This window comes from Streptomyces sp. NPDC050997, from assembly GCF_040660135.1.
GTDB lineage: Bacteria > Actinomycetota > Actinomycetes > Streptomycetales > Streptomycetaceae > Streptomyces.
In genome coordinates this window covers 1-16,861 of record NZ_JBFAGK010000010.1, presented here as the reverse complement: position 1 = coordinate 16,861, position 16,861 = coordinate 1, and the positions used below count along the sequence as shown (strand labels likewise).

Genomic DNA, 16,861 nt, shown 5'->3' with positions numbered 1-16,861 from the left:
TCCGCCCGGGAACGTATCCCATTCGGGGAGGACGTAAACGTTTGCGCAAGCGCTTACGTCACCTCACCTCACCTCACCTCACCTCACCTCACCGCCTACTACCCCTTGCCCACGGCCCGGAGCCGTTCACTCCCAGTCCCAGGCGATCCCCACGATCCCCGACCGCACCCGCGGCTCGACGAGGTGCACCGAGTGATGTCGCCCGGTGAGGGCGAGTTCCTGGCGGCCACTGCGAGGCGCCGCCGCCGAGTGCTGGGTGAAGCGGTGGCAGCGCGCGGGCAGGGCGTGCTCGTCGAACCGCACCTGGAGCGCGTACTGGCCGCCCGCGGCGCCGAATCCGCGGACGTACTCGCGCGACACGCCCGCCGTGCCGTCCTCGACGCCGTAGCGGAAGAGGTACGTGTCGCCGGCCCGCAGCCGGGTGTCGAAGAGCAGCTCGGCCACCAGCACACCGGTGTCGTGGTGCGAACGGACGCGTCCGGTACGGCAGTTCTCCAGGGCCTGGACGGTCGTGCGCTCCGGCGCGCACCCCGGGTCGCCGTGGTGGACGGCCACGAAACGGTCGACGCCGTCCCGGTGGGCGCGCACGATGTGGTGGGACTCGCGACCGGCCAGTTCGCGGCGCGCCCCGATCCGTACCCGTTCATGGTGTCCGAGGGCGTGCAGTCCGCCGTCGAGCGGCGAGCCCAGTTCGGTCAGCAGCTGTTCCAGCACGTCCGAGGCCGCCACGAGGGAGCGGTAGGAGCGGGTCGCGGGTCGCTGCGCCCCGGGGTCCTCGTCGGCCCGGGCGAGCAGCCGGATCAGTGACTCCTCCGGCAACTGGAGGATCTCCTCCAGCGCGCGTACCGCCCGCAGCGACTCCGGGCGCTGGGGGCGCCGGGCCCCCTGCTGCCAGTAACTCAGGCTCGTGACACCGACCTTGACCCCGTGACGTGACAGATGGTGCTGCACGCGCTGCAGCGGCAGTCCGCGGGCTGCGATCGCGGCGCGCAGCGCTACGTGGAAGGGGCCGCCACGCAGAGCCGAGTCCAGTTCCGCGGTGGCACCGGTGGCGACGTCCCCGTGTTGTGTGGCGTGCGGCATGCAGGGCCCTTTCTGTTGAGGGGGCACAACGGCTGGTCAGACCGTTCGAGGGAGGTGCCGGGGCCACCGCGCGGACGTCGGGGGTCTTCACATCCGTACGCCGTCGTTCAGGGCCCCGAGTTCCCCCGCATTGAAGCGTGTTGACCAAGTCCCGACAACACCTGCTGCCCAACAGCCAGAACTCCTGGCCGAGTTCGCGCTCACTCGTCGAGGGTCGCCACTTCCCTGATCGCCCGCACGGACAGTGCCGACTTGTGCGGGAAACCGCGCGGGGCTGTCAGCGACGAGCGCCTGGAAGTCGTCCTGGGAACGGGGCGAGCTCAGCACGACGGCTGGCCGGTACCCCGTCGGCCAGTACGCATGGGCTCATCGACCGGGCCGAGACGATCGGCAGGCACGCAGAACAGGCAGGCCGGCCGTCAGCAGCCCGCACGGGCAGGGGCACGACGGTGCCCGTACGGCTGCCGGTGCGCGGGTCCGGAGCGGACATGTGACCGCCCGAGGCGTACGCGGACGGAGTGGTCCAGGAGGGGGAGCCTGGACTCGGTGACGTCGCGTACGCTCCGGGCGGTCGGGTTCGGACGGAGAGGCATCCGTCCGGCTCTGGGGGCGGGGCCACCGCCTGGGGGCGGGGTTCCACTGCCTAGGGTCGGGGTCCACCGCCCTGGGTCCGCGAGGCGCGCTTGGCGCGCACGATGTCGGGGTCGCGCGGGTCGAGCAGATCGTGCAGCGAGTGCCTGCCGTCCGTGCTCCGATCGTCCGTCGTCCGATCGTTCATGGCGCGGTCGTCCGTGGTGCGGCCGGTACGGGCCGGCCGCCTTCGCTTCTCGATCCGTGTCCGCCGCATGTCCGCAGCCCTTCGACCGATGACCGCCGCCCCGTCCGGAGCGGCAGATCCCTTTGTATCCGCAGTGACTCGACCCTCCCTCGCGCCCGGTCTCAAGTCGTGAGGGAAGGCCCCCACCGGCCGTGGGTCACCGGGGCCGCCTCCGAGAAGCATGTCCGCGGCCTGGAGACACGGTCGATCTCGCGGCCCGGCGTTGTCCACAGGCTCGCCGCACTGTCGGCCCTCGCCAGTAGGGTGTGAGACATGGCCGACCCCTCCAGCTACCGCCCCAAGCCGGGACAGATCCCGGACTCTCCCGGGGTGTACAGGTTCCGTGACGAGCACCGCCGGGTGATCTACGTCGGAAAGGCGAAGAGCCTGCGCCAGCGCCTGGCGAACTACTTCCAGGACCTGGCGGGCCTGCACCCCCGCACCCGCACCATGGTCACCACGGCCGCGTCCGTGGAGTGGACAGTGGTGTCCACGGAAGTCGAGGCGCTGCAGCTGGAGTACTCCTGGATCAAGGAGTACGACCCCCGGTTCAACGTCAAGTACCGCGACGACAAGAGCTACCCGTACCTCGCGGTGACGATGAACGAGGAGTTCCCGCGGGTACAGGTGATGCGCGGTCACAAGAAGAAGGGCGTGCGCTACTTCGGGCCGTACGGGCACGCCTGGGCGATCCGCGACACCGTGGACCTCCTGCTGCGGGTCTTCCCCGTCCGCACCTGCTCGGCCGGCGTCTTCAAGAACGCCGCCCGCACCGGTCGACCCTGCCTGCTCGGCTACATCGGAAAGTGCTCCGCGCCCTGTGTGGACCGCGTCTCCACCGAGGAACACCGGGAACTCGCCGAGGAGTTCTGCGACTTCATGGCCGGCCGCACGGGCACGTATCTGCGCCGCCTGGAGAAGCAGATGACGGAGGCGGCGGAGGACCTGGAGTACGAGCGGGCGGGCCGTCTGCGCGACGACATCGAGGCCCTGAAGAAGGCCATGGAGAAGAGCGCGGTCGTGCTCGCCGACGCGACCGACGCCGACCTGATCGCGGTCGCCGAGGACGAGTTGGAAGCGGCCGTGCAGATCTTCCACGTACGCGGCGGACGGGTGCGCGGCCAGCGCGGCTGGGTCACCGACAAGGTCGAGGAGATCACCACCGGGGCCCTCGTCGAACACGCTCTCCAGCAGCTCTACGGCGAGGAGAAGGGCGACGCGGTCCCCAAGGAGGTCCTCGTCCCGGCCCTGCCCGACCCGGTGGAGCCCGTCCAGGAATGGCTCACCGAGCGCCGCGGTTCCGGTGTGTCCCTGCGCATCCCGCAGCGCGGCGACAAGAAGGCGCTGATGGAGACCGTGCAGCGCAACGCCCTTCAGGCACTCGGCCTGCACAAGACCAAGCGGGCCTCCGACCTGACCACGCGCTCGCGTGCCCTGGAGGAGATCGCCGAGGCCCTCGACCTGGACAGCGCCCCGCTGAGGATCGAGTGCTACGACATCTCGCACCTCCAGGGAGACGACGTGGTGGCCTCCATGGTCGTCTTCGAGGACGGCCTCCAGCGCAAGAGCGAGTACCGCCGCTTCCAGATCAAGGGCTTCGAGGGCCAGGACGACGTCCGTTCCATGCACGAGGTGATCACCCGCCGCTTCCGGCGCTACCTCGCCGAGAAGGAGCGGACGGGGGAGTGGGCGGACGACGAGAACGCCGACGGCCCGGGCAACGGCCTCACCGAGGAGGACGGCCGTCCGAAGCGCTTCGCCTACCCGCCCCAGCTGGTCGTCGTCGACGGCGGACAGCCCCAGGTGGCCGCCGCCAAGAAGGCCCTCGACGAACTCGGCATCGACGACATCGCCGTGTGCGGCCTCGCCAAGCGCCTGGAGGAGGTCTGGCTGCCCGACGAGGGCGACCCGGTGGTGCTGCCCCGCACCAGCGAGGGCCTCTATCTGCTGCAGCGGGTCCGCGACGAGGCGCACCGCTTCGCGATCACCTATCAGCGCACCAAGCGCGCCAAGCGCTTCAGGTCGAGCCCGCTGGACGACGTACCGGGCCTCGGCGACACCCGCAAACAGGCGTTGATCAAGCATTTCGGCTCGGTGAAGAAGCTACGGTCCGCGACAATCGACCAGATCTGCGAGGTGCCCGGTATAGGCCGCAAAACGGCCGAGACCATCGCCGCGGCCCTAGTCCGGGCGTCCCCGGCCGCACCCGCCGTCAATACGGCGACCGGCGAGATCATGGAAGACGATGAGGACGGGGTACCCGAGACGACGGCGGATGCCCCTGGGGAACCCGTACCCGCGGGAGCCTCGGACGAACGACGGGGGCAGGAGACATGACTGAGCACGAAGACCAGTCCACAGCGCGGCGAGATCGCCCGCACAAGGAAACCGGCGATGATCCCGCACAGCGGGACGCGACGCAGGAAGCACAGCAAGAGGAACAGCACGACGCACAGCACGACGCACAGCACGACGCACGGGACGAAGAGCGCCACGAAAACGGAGCACAAGTGAGTACGGCCATCGAAACACCCGGGAGCCCCGAGGCGGCCATCCCCGAGCTGGTGATCATCTCCGGCATGTCCGGGGCCGGCCGCTCGACCGCGGCCAAGTGTCTGGAGGACCTCGGCTGGTTCGTCGTCGACAACCTGCCGCCCGCCCTGATCCCCACCATGGTGGAGCTCGGCGCCCGCTCGCAGGGCAACGTGGCACGGATCGCGGTCGTCGTCGACGTCCGCGGACGGCGCTTCTTCGACAACCTCCGCGAGTCCCTCGCCGACCTGGACAGCAGGCAGGTCACCCGGCGGATCGTCTTCCTGGAGTCCTCCGACGACGCCCTGGTGCGCCGCTTCGAGTCGGTGCGCCGCCCGCATCCCCTCCAGGGCGACGGCCGGATCGTCGACGGCATCGCCGCCGAGCGCGAACTGCTGCGCGAGCTGCGCGGCGACGCCGACCTGGTGATCGACACCTCCAGCCTCAACGTGCACGAGCTGCGCGCCAAGATGGACGCCCAGTTCGCGGGCGACGAGGAGCCCGAGCTGCGGGCCACCGTCATGTCCTTCGGCTTCAAGTACGGCCTGCCGGTCGACGCCGACCTGGTCGCGGACATGCGTTTCCTGCCCAACCCGCACTGGGTCCCGGAGCTGCGCCCCTTCACCGGCCTCAACGAGGAGGTCTCCGCGTACGTCTTCAACCAGCCCGGCGCGAAGGAGTTCCTCGACCGGTACGCCGAGCTGCTGAGGCTCATCGCGGCCGGCTACCGCCGCGAGGGCAAGCGGTACGTGACGATCGCCATCGGCTGCACAGGCGGTAAGCACCGCTCGGTCGCCACTTCGGAGAAGCTCGCCGCGCGCCTCGTGGCCGAGGGTGTCGAGACGGTGGTCGTGCACCGGGACATGGGACGGGAATGACGGGACGTAGTCCGCGGCTGAGCAGGCTGCGCCGGGCCGTCCCCGAGGGGCGCGCGGACAGGCCCGTCGAGGCCCGGGGGGCCAAGCCGCGCCGCCGCGGTGCCCAGCCCAAGGTGGTCGCCCTCGGCGGCGGCATGGGCCTGTCCGCCTCGCTCGCCGCGCTGCGCCGCATCACCGGCGACCTCACCGCCGTCGTCACCGTGGCCGACGACGGCGGCTCCAGCGGGCGCCTGCGCGACGAGCTGGGCGTGCTGCCGCCCGGCGACCTGCGCAAGGCCCTGGCCGCGCTGTGCGGTGACGACGACTGGGGCCAGACCTGGGCCCGGGTCATCCAGCACCGCTTCCAGTCCCAGGGCGAGCTGCACGAACACGCGGTCGGCAACCTGCTGATCGTCGCCCTGTGGGAGCAGCTCGGCGACCATGTCCAGGCTCTCGACCTGGTCGGCAAGCTGCTGGGCGCGCATGGGCGCGTGCTGCCCATGTCCGCCGTGCCTCTGGAGCTCCAGGCCCTGGTCAAGGGCCACGACCCGGACCGGCCCGAGGACATCGACACCGTGCGGGGGCAGGCGACCGTCGCCCTCACGCCCGGCGAGGTGCAGTCGGTGCATCTGGTGCCGAACGACCCGCCCGCGGTGCCGGAGGCGGTGGCGGCCGTCCTCGACGCGGACTGGGTGGTCCTCGGCCCCGGCTCCTGGTTCTCCTCGGTCATCCCGCACCTGCTCGTGCCCGAGCTCCTCGACGCGCTCACGCAGACGAAGGCGCGCCGGGTACTCTCCCTGAACCTCGCCCCGCAACCGGGAGAAACAGACGGCTTCTCCCCGCAGCGTCATTTGGAGGTTTTGGGACGACACGCCCCTAAACTCGCCCTGGACGTGGTGCTGGCCGACGAGGCCGCCGTGCCCGATCGCGATGTGCTCACCGAGGCCGCCAAGCGGCTCGGAGCCGCGGTCGAGCTGGCCCCTGTGGCCCGGAGCGACGGAACTCCGAGGCACGACCCGGAGCTGCTGGCCGCCGCGTACGACCGTATTTTTCGGATGCATGGAAGGATCGGCCCATGGCGATGACGGCAGCGGTGAAGGATGAGATCTCCCGGCTCCCCGTCACCCGGACCTGCTGCAGGAAGGCGGAGGTCTCCGCCATTCTGCGGTTCGCCGGCGGCCTCCACCTGGTGAGCGGGCGCATCGTGATCGAGGCGGAGCTGGACACCGCGATGGCAGCCCGCCGCCTCAAGCGGGACATCCTGGAGATCTTCGGCCACAGCTCCGAGCTGATCGTGATGGCGCCCGGCGGACTGCGCCGGGGCTCGCGTTACGTCGTTCGGGTTGTCGCCGGCGGTGATCAGCTGGCCCGGCAGACCGGCCTGGTCGACGGCCGGGGCCGTCCGATCCGGGGCCTGCCCCCGCAGGTGGTCTCCGGGGCCACCTGTGACGCGGAGGCGGCCTGGCGCGGTGCCTTCCTGGCGCACGGCTCGCTCACCGAGCCGGGCCGCTCCTCCTCCCTGGAGGTGACCTGCCCGGGCCCGGAGGCAGCGCTCGCCCTGGTCGGCGCCGCCCGCCGGCTGTCGATCGCCGCCAAGGCCCGCGAGGTGCGCGGCGTGGACCGTGTGGTCGTCCGTGACGGCGACGCGATCGGCGCCCTGCTCACTCGCCTCGGCGCCCACGAGGCGGTGCTGGCCTGGGAGGAGCGCCGGATGCGCCGCGAGGTGCGCGCCACGGCGAACCGTCTCGCCAACTTCGACGACGCCAACCTGCGCCGCTCGGCCCGCGCGGCTGTCGCCGCCGGTGCCCGGGTGCAGCGCGCGCTGGAGATCCTCGGTGACGACGTCCCCGAGCACCTCGCCGCCGCCGGCCGGCTGCGCATGGACCACAAGCAGGCCTCGCTGGAGGAGTTGGGCGCGCTCGCCGACCCGCCGCTGACCAAGGACGCCGTGGCCGGCCGTATCCGCCGGCTGCTGGCGATGGCCGACAAGCGCGCCTCCGACCTCGGCATCGCGAGCACCGAGGCCAACCTCAGCGACGAGCTGGCCGACAACCTCGTTGGCTGATCTCAGTAGTCCAACACGCCGGTGCCGACGCCCACTTGGGTGATCGGCACCGGCGTTCGCGTGTCGTTGAGGCACCCTTGACTCGATCATGGACTGTCATGAGCCTGGCATCAGTTCGCCTGCTGTGGCGAACTCACACTAGGGGGGCTCATGAGACGAAGAGCGAGACCGATCCTCGCTGTTGGCGCGCTTCTGTTGGGCGGTGCGGCTGTCGCACCCCTCGCACAGGCCGCGGACAATCCCGGTTCTCCCGATCCGGACGAGGTCAAGGTCTTCCGGGCCGAGGTCACCCGGCAACAGGTACCCCTGCTGCTGGCGGCCGGTCAGGACGGCCATGAACTCGGTGAGCAGGTGCCCGAGAAGGGCGAGGCCACCGTCGAGGTCTACCTCACCGACCAGCAGGCCGACAAGCTCGAGGACCAGGGGGTCGACCTCAAAGAGCACAAGCTGTCCGCCAAGGCCGAGAGCCGCCTCGAGGCGGCCGCCGACGGGGTGTTCCGCCCGTACAGCGGCAGCGGCGGCCTGAAAGAGGAGATCGTCAGGACCGGCCAGGAGAACCCCGGCCTCACCAAGGTCGTCTCCATCGGCAAGACGGTGAGCGGCCAGGACATCCTCGCCCTCAAGCTGACCAAGGGCGCCAAGACGTCCGCGGACGGCTCCAAACCCTCCGTCCTGTACATGTCCAACCAGCACGCGCGCGAGTGGATCACGCCGGAGATGACCCGCCGGCTGATGCACCACTACGTGGACAACTACAAGACGGACCAGCGCATAAAGAAGCTCGTCGACTCGACCGAGCTGTGGTTCGTGCTGTCGGCCAACCCCGACGGCTACGACTACACCTTCCAGAACTCCGACAACCGCCTGTGGCGCAAGAACCTGCGCGACAACAACGGCGACGGCACCATCAGCACCAGCGACGGCGTCGACCTCAACCGCAACTTCGCCTACAAGTGGGGCTACGACGACGAGGGTTCGTCGCCCAACCCCACCAGCCAGACCTATCGCGGCACGGGTCCGAACTCCGAGCCCGAGACCCAGGCCCTGGACGCCTTCGAGAAGCGGATCGGGTTCACGTACGGCATCAACTACCACTCCGCCGCCGAACTCCTCCTCTACGGAGTCGGCTGGCAGGTGGCCACGGACACCCCCGACGACGTTCTCTACAAGGCGCTCGCCGGCACCCCCGACAACTCCGCGATCCCGGGCTACCACCCGCAGGTCTCCTCGGAGCTGTACACCACCAACGGCGAGGCGGACGGCCACGCGGCGAACGTCAACGGCACGGCGCTGTTCACCCCCGAGATGTCGACCTGTGCGACCGCGTCGAACATCGACCCCGACGACGCCTGGGACCCGGCCGACTGCCAGTCGGTCTTCAACTTCCCGGACGACGAGAAGCTGATCCAGCAGGAGTTCGCCAAGAACATCCCGTTCGCGCTCTCCGTCGCCGAGTCCGCCGCCCGCCCCGACCAGCCGAAGTCCTCGGTCGGCCGGAGCGCCGCCGACTTCACCCCGGCCCCGTTCTCGACGTCGTACTCGCGCGGCGCCGACCAGGAGGTCTCCGTCGTCGTCCGAAAGGCGGTGCGCGACAAGGAACTCAAGTACCGCGTCGACGGCCGTACGTACGACCAGACGCTGCGCCCCTGGAAGGGCGGCGAGACCTACGGCGGTGAGGACAACCTCCACTTCGACGAGTACCGGGCCAAGGTCCAGGACGGCGAACCGGGCGACAAGGTCGAGGTCTGGTTCACCGGCGAGACGAAGAGCGGCAAGAAGGTCTCCAGCGATCACTTCACCTACACCATCGCCGAACGGCCCCGCGCGGACGTCCTCGTCGTCTCCGAGGAGGGCACGGCCGCCACACAGGCGCAGACCTACGTCGACGCGCTGAAGGCCGCCGGCCGCAAGGCACTCGTCTGGGACGTCGCCCGTCAGGGCGCGCCCGACGCGCTCGGCGTGCTGAACCACTTCGACACCGTCGTCCACTACACGGGCGCGAGCACTCCCGGCATCGCCACCCAGCTGGAACTGCGTGCCTTCCTCAACGAGGGCGGCAAACTGGTCGAGGCCGGCGAACAGGCCGGCGGCAGCGTCGCCCTCGCCGACGGCACCCCGTCGGACGACTTCAGCCAGTACTACCTGGGCGCCTACTCGCGTACGTCGACACCCGGGGCCACCGGCTTCACCGGATCGGGCGGACTCGGCGGCTTCACGGGGGCGCTCGGCCCCGCGGCCGGCAACCCCCTGGACCGGGCCGGCACCTACGGCGTGACGTCCGACGAACTGCCCGCCGACAAGTACCCCCGGTTCGCCAGCGCGGGCGCCGGCCAGTTCGCCGGGACCGTCAACCCGTACGGGCCCTACGCGGGCTCCTACATGGCGGCCGCCGTCCACACCGACGACTCCTACAAGCGGCTCACCCGCACCGTGGACCTCACGGGCGTGACCGCCGCCGACGGGCCCGCTCTGCGCTCCCAGCTGCTGTGGGACACCGAGCCCGGCTACGACAACGTGATCGTCGAGGCCCACACCACCGGGGCCGACGACTGGACCACGCTCCCCGAGACGGGCGGCGCCACCGGCACCACCGTGCCGGCGGACTGCTCGGCCGGGTACTACGTGGGCGAGCACCCGCAACTGGAGCACTACCTGACCGTGGCGGCCGACGGCTGCACCGCGACCGGCACCACCGGCGCGTGGAACGCCTTCACCGGCGCGTCCGAGGGCTGGCAGCAGGTCTCCTTCGACCTGAGCGCGTACGCCGGCAAGTCCGTCGAGATCTCGATCAGCTATGTCACCGACCCGGGCAGCGGCGGCCACGGCGTCCTCGCGGACAACGCCTCGCTGGTCGTCGGGGGCACCGCCACCGAGACCGAGGGCTTCGAGACCTCGCTGGGCGCCTGGAGCGTCGCCGGACCGCCGCCGGGCAGCCCGGCAGTGCTCAAGGACTGGGCGCGCACCGGGACCCTTTTCCAGACCTACGGAGCGGTCACCACGGACGACACCGTGCTGCTGGGCTTCGGTCTGGAGCACCTCTCCTCGGCGGCCGATCGGACGGCTCTGGTGAGGAAGGCGCTCGCGGCGCTCGACGGGTGATGTCCCTGGTCAACCAGAGGTGACGCCGCATAGCAATATCGGGTGATCAGGCCTTCGGGCCCGGGCGGTCCGTACCCCTACTGGTGGGTACGGACCGCCTCGCCGTGTATGGGGCATCTCGATGTCACCACGGATCGCTCAGGGAGGTAGGGTCGTAGGCGGTCGGGGACATCCCATACAGCTCGCCGGAGTCGAACCCGGCGTACCAACGAGGAGATCGGTTTCGTGACGATCCGCGTAGGCATCAACGGCTTTGGCCGCATCGGTCGTAACTACTTCCGCGCGCTGCTGGAGCAGGGTGCTGACATCGAGATCGTGGCTGTCAACGACCTGGGTGACACCGCGACCACCGCTCATCTGCTCAAGTACGACACCATCCTGGGCCGTCTCAAGGCCGAGGTGTCGCACACCGCCGACACGATCACCGTCGACGGCCACACCATCAAGGTGCTGTCCGAGCGCAACCCCGCAGACATCCCGTGGGGCGAGCTGGGCGTCGACATCGTCATCGAGTCGACCGGCATCTTCACGAAGAAGGCCGACGCCGAGAAGCACATCGCGGGCGGCGCCAAGAAGGTCCTCATCTCGGCTCCTGCCTCGGACGAGGACATCACGATCGTGCTCGGCGTCAATGAAGAGAAGTACGACGCGGCGAACCACCACATCATCTCCAACGCCTCCTGCACCACCAACTGCGTGGCGCCGATGGCCAAGGTTCTGCTGGAGAACTTCGGCATCGTCTCGGGCCTGATGACCACGGTCCACGCCTACACCAGCGACCAGCGTCTCCAGGACTTCCCACACAAGGACCTGCGCCGCGCCCGCGCCGCCGCCGAGAACATCATTCCGGCGAGCACCGGCGCGGCCAAGGCCCTCGGCCTGGTCATCCCGGAGCTGGCGGGCAAGCTCAACGGCATGGCGATGCGGGTGCCGGTCCCGACGGGATCCGTCACCGACCTGGTCGTCGAGACGGAGCGCGTGGTGACCAAGGAAGAGGTCAACGCCGCGTTCCAGAAGGCCGCCCAGGGCGAGCTGAAGGGCTATCTGGACTACACCGAGGACGCGATCGTCTCCTCGGACATCGTCAACTGGCCGGCCTCCTGCACCTTCGACTCCTCCCTGACCATGGTGCAGGGCAACAGCGTGAAGATCATCGGCTGGTACGACAACGAGTGGGGCTACTCCAACCGCCTCGTCGACCTGACGGTCTTCGTCGGAAACCAGCTCTGATCGACAGAGCAGGCACTTCGGTGTGAGTCAGGGCTCGGACAGCGCAGGGACGCGCTGCCCGAGCCCTGACTCACGTACAGATCAGCCCTCTCACGATCACGAGCATCACGAGCCCCCTCCAGGAGTTCCCTCCATGAAGACGATCGACGAACTTCTCGCCGAAGGCGTGGGCGGCAAGCGGGTCTTCGTCCGCGCCGACCTGAACGTGCCGCTGGACGGCACCACCATCACGGACGACGGCCGTATCCGCGCCGTGCTGCCCACCGTCAAGGCCCTCGCCGAAGCGGGCGCCCGGGTGGTCGTCGCCTCGCATCTGGGTCGCCCCAAGGGCGCCCCGGACCCCGCCTTCTCGCTGGCGTCGGCGGCCGCGCGCCTCGGTGAACTCCTCGGCGGCGAGGTGGCGTTCGCGACCGACACGGTCGGCGAGTCCGCCAAGTCCACCGTCGGCGGCCTCGCCGACGGCCAGGTCGCCGTCATCGAGAACCTGCGCTTCAACCCCGGCGAGACCTCCAAGGACGACGCCGAGCGCGGTGCCTTCGCCGACCAGCTCGCCGCCCTCGCGGACGTGTACGTGAGCGACGGCTTCGGCGCCGTCCACCGCAAGCACGCCTCCGTCTTCGACCTCCCGGCCCGGCTGCCGCACGCCGCCGGCTACCTCATCGCCGCCGAGGTCGCCGTCCTGAAGAAGCTCACCGAGGACGTCAAGCGGCCCTATGTCGTCGCCCTCGGCGGTTCCAAGGTCTCCGACAAGCTCGCCGTCATCGACCAGCTGCTGGGCAAGGCGGACCGCCTCCTCATCGGCGGCGGCATGGTGTTCACCTTCCTGAAGGCCAAGGGGTACGAGGTCGGCGCCTCCCTCCTGCAGGAGGACCAGATCCCGGTCGTCCAGGAGTACATCGAGCGGGCGGAGAAGAACGGCGTCGAGCTGGTCCTCCCCGTCGACGTGCTGACCTCCACCGAGTTCCCGGACCTGAAGACCAAGGCGCCGGCGAACCCCAACACCGTCGCCGCGGACGCCATCCCCGCCGACCAGTTGGGCCTGGACATCGGTCCTCAGACCCGCAAGCTGTACGCCTCGAAGCTCACCGACGCCGCCACCGTCTTCTGGAACGGCCCCATGGGCGTCTTCGAGCACCCCGACTACGCCGAGGGCACCAAGGCGGTCGCCCAGGCCCTCCTCGACTCCCCGGGCTTCACGGTGGTCGGCGGCGGCGACTCCGCCGCGGCCGTCCGCATCCTGGGCTTCGACGAGAACGCATTCGGCCACATCTCGACCGGCGGCGGCGCCTCCCTCGAATACCTCGAGGGCAAGACGCTCCCCGGCCTTGCCGCACTGGAGGACTGACCCTATGAGCACGCGCACGCCGCTGATGGCGGGCAACTGGAAGATGAACCTCAACCATCTCGAGGCCATCGCGCACGTCCAGAAGCTTGCCTTCGCCCTGGCCGACAAGGACTACGACGCCGTCGAGGTCGCCGTCCTGCCGCCCTTCACCGACCTGCGCTCCGTGCAGACCCTGGTCGACGGCGACAAGCTCAAGATCAAGTACGGCGCCCAGGACATCTCGGCGTACGACGGCGGTGCCTACACCGGCGAGATCTCCGGCCCGATGCTGGCCAAGCTGAAGTGCACCTACGTGGCGATCGGCCACTCGGAGCGCCGTCAGTACCACAACGAGACCGACGAGCTGGTCAACGCCAAGGTCAAGGCCGCCTACAAGCACGGCCTGACCCCGATCCTGTGTGTCGGCGAGGAGCTGGAGGTCCGCGAGGCGGCCAACCACGTCGCTCACACCCTCGCCCAGGTCGAGGGCGGCCTGAAGGACCTCCCGGCCGAGCAGGCCGAGACCGTCGTGATCGCCTACGAGCCGGTGTGGGCCATCGGCACCGGCAAGGTCTGCGGCGCCGAGGACGCCCAGGAGGTCTGCGCGGCCATCCGCGGCAAGATCGCCGACCTGTACACGCAGGAACTGGCCGACCAGATCCGCATCCAGTACGGCGGCTCCGTGAAGTCGGGCAACGTCGCCGAGATCATGGCGCAGGCCGACATCGACGGCGCCCTGGTGGGCGGCGCCTCGCTGGACGCCGACGAGTTCGTCAAGATCGTACGGTTCCGCGACCAGTGAGTATGCGGTAGGCGCGATCCGTCGTACCCTTGCGGGGGCCGAGGGCTCCGAAAGAGAGCTTGCACAGCTCACAGACAGAGCTTCGGCCCCCGTCGTCTATCCAGATCCGAGGAAGTTGGTCCAGCTGTGGTTATGGGGTTCTCGATCGCCCTGATCGTCTTCAGCGCGCTGATGATGCTGCTGGTGCTGATGCACAAGGGCAAGGGCGGCGGCCTCTCCGACATGTTCGGTGGCGGCATGCAGTCGTCGGTCGGTGGTTCCTCGGTCGCCGAGCGCAACCTCGACCGCATCACCGTCGTGGTCGGTCTGCTGTGGTTCGCGTGCATTGTTGTGCTCGGCATCCTGATGAAGGTGAACAACTGATCAGCGTCGCACACGCAGCACGTCCATTCCGCACGTAAGGCCCCATGTTCGGTACGCGCAGCTGAGCGCGGCCTATCATGGGGCTTGCGTCTGTGTATGGGGGTTGTAACTCCAATCACTGGACGCGCGTTGGGCCTTACGTAGACTGAGGCGCTCGCAGCGAAGCGAAACGCCGACTCGCTTTGCGGCACCATCACGCAGGGAGTTACGACCGTGGCAAGTGGCAACGCGATCCGAGGAAGCCGGGTCGGGGCGGGGCCGATGGGCGAGGCCGAGCGGGGCGAGTCCGCGCCCCGGCTGCGCATCTCCTTCTGGTGCTCCAACGGGCATGAGACGCAGCCCAGCTTCGCCAGCGACGCGCAGGTTCCCGATACCTGGGACTGCCCTCGCTGCGGCTTTCCGGCAGGGCAGGACCGGGACAACCCTCCGGACCCACCGCGCACCGAGCCCTACAAGACGCACCTCGCCTATGTGCGGGAGCGGCGCAGCGACGCGGACGGTGAGGCGATCCTCGCCGAGGCGCTCGCCAAACTGCGGGGCGAGATCTAGGAGTTGAGAGCCGGCCGGGCATCCAGATGCCCGGCCGGAGCCGTTCGCGGCAGCGGCCGCCGGATGCCCGGCCGAGGCCGATTGTCAGTGGTGCCCTCTACGGTTTGTTCATCGGCGAACCGGAGGGGGAATCGTGGCGACGGTCGAGACGGGGGGCGTATGCGCGCCCGCGTGGCGTGGGGGATTCGGGCGGTTATGGAGCGCCGCCGTGCTCTCCAGCTTCGGCGACGCGCTGCGGACCTCCGCGCTCCCTCTGCTCGCCGCGACACTGACGGACCGGCCCCTGCTCGTCGCGGCGGTCACCGCCTGCGGCTATCTGCCCTGGATCGTCTTCGGGCTGCTCGGCGGCGCCGTCGCCGACCGCGTGGACCAGCGGCGCGCGATGTGGACTGCGGACGTGGTACGAGGGCTGCTGGTCGCCTGCTTCGCGGTGGCCGTCGCGCTCGGGCACACCTCGATCGGCCTGCTGATCGCGCTGGCCTTCGCCCTGACCACGCTCCAGACGCTCTTCGACAACGCAGCCACCGCCCTGCTGCCCTCCCTGGTGGACCGCGACGCTCTGGGCAGTGCCAACGCCCGGCTGATGACCGGCCAGCAGATCGCGGCGGGTCTGCTGGGCGCACCCCTGGTGCCACTGCTGCTGATGGCCGGTGCCGCGATGCCCTTCGCAGCCGACGCGGTGACCTTCCTGGTGGCGGCCGCCCTGGTCGCGTCGCTGCGAACCGGCCCGCCCGAGCGGAAACCGAGACCGGCGGGCAGCACCCTGCGCCGCGAGATCGCCGAAGGACTGCGCACCCTGGGACATGACAAGGCCCTGCGCGGACTGTGCGCCGCCACGGCGCTGTGCAACATCGGCATGGGTGCCCTCATCGCAGGAATGGTGCTCCTGGTGACCGGCTGGCTCGACGCGGGCACCGCGGGCTACGCGGCGGCCATGACCGCCTACACGGTGGGCGGCCTGACCGGGGGAGCGGCGAGCGGCCGGCTCGTCGCCCGCCTCGGGCGGGTGCGCGCGGTGCTGCTCGCCGGAACCGTGCAGATCGGTGCGCTGGTGGTCATGGGCTCGGTGCCCAGTCCCCTCGCCCTGGCGGCGGCCATGGCCGTCTTCGGGTTCATGGGCATGCTGTGGAACGTCAACACCAGAACCCTGATGCAGGAGCGCACCCCCGCCGACACCCTGGGGCGGGTCAGTGCCGCCTTCCGTACCCTGGCGGTCGCCGGAGCACCCGTGGGGGCCCTGCTCGGCGGTGCGGTGGCCACCGCCTGGGGTCTGAACACCCCGGCCCTGCTCGCAGCCGCCTTCTTCGTCCTGTCCGTCGCCTCGTTGATACCCGTGCTCAAGGCGGACGTATCTGTTGGTGCGCCCGACGACAACGTCACCACAGCTCACGCCCCGCACTGATCAATTAGGTTGGAAACAGCAGCGGGACAGCAGGCACAGGTACGAAAGAAGGCTGAAGTCCTCCATGAACACAGACGGCCGTACCAGACTCAACCAGACGCCCGAGTGGACCGCTCTGGCGAAGCACCGCGAGGAACTCGGGGAGGTGCGGCTGCGCGAGCTGTTCGCCGCCGCCCCGGATCGCGGCACCGCATTCACGCTGCGGGTCGGTGACCTGTACGTCGACTATTCAAAGCACTTGGTCACCGACGAGACGCTGCGGCTGTTGCGGGAACTGGCCGTCGCCACGGATGTGTTCGGGTTGCGGGATGCCATGTTCGGGGGTGAGCGGATCAATATCACCGAGGACCGGGCGGTGCTGCACACCGCGTTGCGTGCTCCGGCGAGTGCGGTGGTCGAGGTCGACGGTGAGAATGTGGTGCCGCGGGTTCACGCGGTGCTGGACCGGATGGGTGACTTCGCCGGGCGGGTGCGCTCGGGTGAGTGGACGGGGCATACCGGCCGGCGGATCCGCAATGTCGTCAATATCGGTATCGGCGGTTCGGATCTGGGTCCGGCGATGGCGTACGAGGCGCTGCGCGCGTACACCGACCGGTCGCTGACGTTCCGGTTCGTGTCGAATGTGGACGGGGCGGACCTGCATGAGGCGGTCCACGGCCTGGATCCGGCGGAGACGCTGTTCATCGTGGCGTCGAAGACGTTCACGACGATCGAGACGATCACCAACGCGACCTCGGC

Annotated in this window: 13 protein-coding genes and 1 pseudogene; 12 read left to right on the top strand and 2 right to left on the bottom strand. The window is 69.7% G+C overall.

The window, feature by feature from the left end; translation table 11 throughout:
• Positions 1 to 126: 126 nt before the first annotated feature.
• Positions 127 to 1,083 (bottom strand): hypothetical protein, encoded by a 957-nt coding sequence (locus AB0H86_RS22935; protein ID WP_362441651.1) that lies wholly within the window; start codon positions 1,081 to 1,083, stop codon positions 127 to 129.
• A 643-nt stretch (positions 1,084 to 1,726) separates the two neighbouring features.
• Positions 1,727 to 1,861, bottom strand: a complete 135-nt coding sequence (locus tag AB0H86_RS22930; protein WP_362441648.1) for a hypothetical protein — start codon at positions 1,859 to 1,861, stop codon at positions 1,727 to 1,729.
• Between the two features lie 312 nt (positions 1,862 to 2,173).
• Between AB0H86_RS22930 and uvrC the strand changes: the two genes are divergently transcribed.
• From uvrC to AB0H86_RS22870, 12 genes and pseudogenes are all read left to right on the top strand, one after another.
• Positions 2,174 to 4,237, top strand: a complete 2,064-nt coding sequence (gene uvrC / locus AB0H86_RS22925) for an excinuclease ABC subunit UvrC (RefSeq protein ID WP_362441645.1) — start codon at positions 2,174 to 2,176, stop codon at positions 4,235 to 4,237.
• A complete protein-coding gene (rapZ, locus tag AB0H86_RS22920; RefSeq protein WP_362441642.1) occupies positions 4,234 to 5,310 on the top strand; it encodes an RNase adapter RapZ in 1,077 nt (358 codons plus the stop codon). The genes uvrC and rapZ overlap by 4 nt, the downstream gene beginning before the upstream one ends.
• A complete protein-coding gene (gene yvcK, locus AB0H86_RS22915) occupies positions 5,307 to 6,374 on the top strand; it encodes a uridine diphosphate-N-acetylglucosamine-binding protein YvcK (protein ID WP_362441639.1) in 1,068 nt (355 codons plus the stop codon). The genes rapZ and yvcK overlap by 4 nt, the downstream gene beginning before the upstream one ends.
• Positions 6,365 to 7,354: a DNA-binding protein WhiA gene (whiA, locus tag AB0H86_RS22910; protein ID WP_362441636.1), complete on the top strand. Its 990-nt coding sequence runs from the start codon at positions 6,365 to 6,367 to the stop codon at positions 7,352 to 7,354. The genes yvcK and whiA overlap by 10 nt, the downstream gene beginning before the upstream one ends.
• 150 nt (positions 7,355 to 7,504) lie before the next feature.
• Positions 7,505 to 10,453: a M14 family zinc carboxypeptidase gene (locus tag AB0H86_RS22905; RefSeq protein ID WP_362441633.1), complete on the top strand. Its 2,949-nt coding sequence runs from the start codon at positions 7,505 to 7,507 to the stop codon at positions 10,451 to 10,453.
• Positions 10,454 to 10,678: 225 nt separating this feature from the next.
• Positions 10,679 to 11,683, top strand: coding sequence for a type I glyceraldehyde-3-phosphate dehydrogenase (gene gap / locus AB0H86_RS22900; protein ID WP_362441630.1), 1,005 nt, complete (start codon positions 10,679 to 10,681; stop codon positions 11,681 to 11,683).
• 133 nt (positions 11,684 to 11,816) lie between these two features.
• A complete protein-coding gene (locus tag AB0H86_RS22895) occupies positions 11,817 to 13,028 on the top strand; it encodes a phosphoglycerate kinase (protein ID WP_362441627.1) in 1,212 nt (403 codons plus the stop codon).
• A gap of 4 nt (positions 13,029 to 13,032) precedes the next feature.
• Entirely contained in the window at positions 13,033 to 13,809 is a 777-nt protein-coding gene (tpiA, locus tag AB0H86_RS22890) for a triose-phosphate isomerase (RefSeq protein WP_362441624.1), read from the top strand.
• 132 nt (positions 13,810 to 13,941) lie between these two features.
• A complete protein-coding gene (gene secG / locus AB0H86_RS22885; protein ID WP_362441621.1) occupies positions 13,942 to 14,172 on the top strand; it encodes a preprotein translocase subunit SecG in 231 nt (76 codons plus the stop codon).
• A gap of 213 nt (positions 14,173 to 14,385) precedes the next feature.
• Complete coding sequence (locus AB0H86_RS22880) at positions 14,386 to 14,721, top strand: RNA polymerase-binding protein RbpA (protein WP_003957010.1); 336 nt, start codon at positions 14,386 to 14,388, stop codon at positions 14,719 to 14,721.
• Between the two features lie 133 nt (positions 14,722 to 14,854).
• On the top strand, positions 14,855 to 16,123 hold the full coding sequence (locus AB0H86_RS22875; protein ID WP_362441618.1) for an MFS transporter: 1,269 nt from the start codon (positions 14,855 to 14,857) through the stop codon (positions 16,121 to 16,123).
• 64 nt (positions 16,124 to 16,187) lie between these two features.
• Positions 16,188 to 16,861 (top strand): annotated as a pseudogene (locus tag AB0H86_RS22870) (glucose-6-phosphate isomerase); the annotation flags it as partial.